General features: G+C 74.5%; 3 protein-coding genes. 1 reads left to right on the plus strand and 2 read right to left on the minus strand.

The window, feature by feature from the left end; all coding sequences use genetic code 11:
* Both ACOV8S_RS29725 and ACOV8S_RS29730 read right to left on the minus strand, forming a co-directional pair.
* The coding region (locus ACOV8S_RS29725; RefSeq protein WP_448321579.1) for a class II fructose-bisphosphate aldolase at positions 1–345 on the minus strand (345 nt) is incomplete at its 3' end.
* Between the two features lie 70 nt (positions 346–415).
* Positions 416–1,309 carry an SIS domain-containing protein gene (locus tag ACOV8S_RS29730; RefSeq protein WP_448321580.1) on the minus strand — a complete coding sequence of 298 codons (894 nt, stop codon included), beginning with the start codon at positions 1,307–1,309 and terminating at the stop codon, positions 416–418.
* A 69-nt stretch (positions 1,310–1,378) separates the two neighbouring features.
* On the opposite strand from ACOV8S_RS29730, the gene ACOV8S_RS29735 reads away from it, so the two are divergent.
* A partial coding sequence (locus tag ACOV8S_RS29735; protein WP_448321581.1) for a maleylpyruvate isomerase family mycothiol-dependent enzyme occupies positions 1,379–2,144 on the plus strand: 766 nt, incomplete at its 3' end.

The following is a 2,144-nucleotide window of genomic DNA, read 5'->3' on the forward strand; positions in this document are numbered from 1 at the left end:
GTTCGCCGCATGCGGGAGCCGGGAGGCGTCGTACATCACGGAGCTGAAACCGGCGTCCGCCGCCTGCTCCAGCAGGGCGTCGTCGGTGACGTGGTCCAGGTGCAGCCCCACCGGCACCCGGGCCGCGGCGGCCGCCGCCGCGGCGGCCCGGGCCAGCGGCAGCAGCCGCCCGCCGTGGAACGCCACGGCGTTCTCGCTGACCTGGACGATCACCGGGGAGCCTGCCCGCTCGGCTCCCTCGACCACCGCCTCGACGTGTTCCAGCGTGATGACGTTGAAGGCGGCCACGGCCCGGCGGACGGCGGCGGCCTCCGTGACCAGGTCACCTGCGGGTACCAGGGGCACGGCTCTCCTTTACGGACTGCGGGGCGGGTGTGGAGCCGGGGCGTTCAGGCGGGGTGTTCAGGCCGGGCGTTCAGGCCGGTGCGTCGGCGAGGATCACCGAGCGGGTGAGGTGGCGCGGGCTGTCGGGGTCGAGGCCGCGGGCGACGGCGACCGCGACGGCGAGCCGCTGGGCGCGGACCAGTTCGGCCAGCGGGTCGAGTCCTCCGGCCACCCAGAGCGCACCGGTGCCGCGTACCTGTTCGGCCAGGCCCGCCGGGGCCCCGCCGAGCATCCAGGTGGCGGTGGAGCGGGTGGAGACGCTGATGGGGCCGTGCCGGTATTCCATGGCCGGGTACGCCTCGGTCCAGGAGAGCGACGCCTCGCGCATCTTCAGCGCGGCCTCGTTGGCGAGGCCGACCGTCCAGCCCTTGCCGAGGAACGTGAACTGCGTGCAGTCCACGAGCCCCTCCGGCAACGGCGTGGCGAGCGCGGTCCGCGCGTCGGCGACCGCCTCCTCGGGGTGCTGCCCGAGGTGGGCGCGCAGCAGGGTGAGCGCGGTGGTGGCGAACCGGGTCTGCACCACGGACCGTTCGTCGGCGTAGGCCAGGACGACGACCCGGTCGGCGGCCTCCATGACGGGGGTGTCGGGATCGGCGGTGACGGCGGTGGTGGGCACGCCGTCGGCGCGCAGCCGGGTCAGCAGGTCGAGCACCTCGGTGGTGGTGCCGGAGCGGGTCAGGGCCAGGACGCGGTCGTAGCGGCGGCCGTGCGGGAACTCGGAGGCGGCGAAGGCGTCGGTCTCGCCCTGACCGGCCTGTTCGCGCAGGGCCGCGGCGGCCTGGGCCATGAACCAGGAGGTGCCGCAGCCCACGATCGCGACCCTCTCCCCCGGGGCCGGCAGCGCCGTCAGGTGACCGGGCGCCTCGTCCGCCGCCCGCTGCCAGCACTCGGGCTGGGTGGTCAACTCGTCTTCGACATGGGTCACTTGCGCATCCCTCCACGGCGAGGCACGTAATGGCTGCACACTACAGCCGATCTCCGGCAAACTCATGGGATGGACATGGACATCGCACCGGACATCGCGGAGCACGTCGACGTACTGCGCCGGGAGGGCGAGTCGCTGGCGGCGGCCGCGAAGGAGGCGGGGTCGGACGCGCCGGTGCCGACCTGCCCGGGATGGCGGGTGCGGGACCTGGTCCGCCACACGGGTGCGGTGCACCGGTGGGCGACGGGCTTCGTGGCCCTCGGGCTCACCTCGCCCCGGGCGATCGAGGAGCCTCCGGCGCTGGACGGCTCCGCGTTGCTCGCCTGGTTCGCGGAAGGGCACGCCGAGTTGACGCGGACCCTCGCCTCCGCCGACCCGGCGACCGACTGCTGGCACTTCCTGCGGGCCCCCTCCCCGGTGGCCTTCTGGGCACGCCGTCAGGCCCACGAGACCACGGTGCACCGGATGGACGCCGAGGCCGCCCTCGGTGTCGAACCGGCGCTCGTCACGTCTTGGTTCGCGGTGGACGGGATCGACGAACTGCTGCGCGGCTTCCACGGCCGCCGGTCCAGCAGGGTGCGCTCACCCGGGCCGAGGCTGCTGCGGGTACGGGCCACCGACGTGGCGGACGCGGTCTGGACGGTACGGATCTCGCAGGAGCCGCCGGTGACCGTACGGGGCACGGACGGTCCGGACGGCGCGACGTCCACCACCCCGGACTGCGAACTGCTGGGACCCGCAGCGCAGTTGTACGCCGCGTTGTGGAACCGCGCGCCGATCCCCTCGGTCACGGGGGACGCGGCGACGGCGGCGCTCTGGCGGGAGACCTCGGGGG

The sequence above is a fragment of the Streptomyces sp. CO7 genome, assembly GCF_053474865.1.